We start from the raw sequence: 240 nt of genomic DNA, 5'->3' as shown, positions 1-240 counted from the left end.
TGAATTTTCCGATTTCAATATCTACATCTTGCGTTGTAGTCGTCAAATCCACTTTGTCGTTTGCGGGCGTTAATGTGAAAGTCAATTTAACTTTTTTAGTATCAACCCCATCCCAAGTAATTTTAGCTCTCGTAGTCGCATCGTCTTTCAAAGTCAAATCAGTTCCGCTATAAACGAAATCATCTGCCGTTAAAGTCGTGCTATCCGTATCAGTAATACCCGTTATTGTTCCCGTAGCGT

General features: G+C 39.6%; 1 protein-coding gene. It reads right to left on the bottom strand.

Features of this window, described 5'->3' with window-relative positions; genetic code table 11:
• The coding region (locus EZH24_RS14675; RefSeq protein WP_161976226.1) for a hypothetical protein at positions 1-240 on the bottom strand (240 nt) is incomplete at both ends.

Source organism: Brachyspira catarrhinii (genome assembly GCF_005518285.1).
GTDB lineage: Bacteria > Spirochaetota > Brachyspiria > Brachyspirales > Brachyspiraceae > Brachyspira > Brachyspira catarrhinii.
The sequence above is the reverse complement of the archived record's forward strand: the minus strand, read 5'-3'. Positions and strand labels throughout refer to the sequence as shown.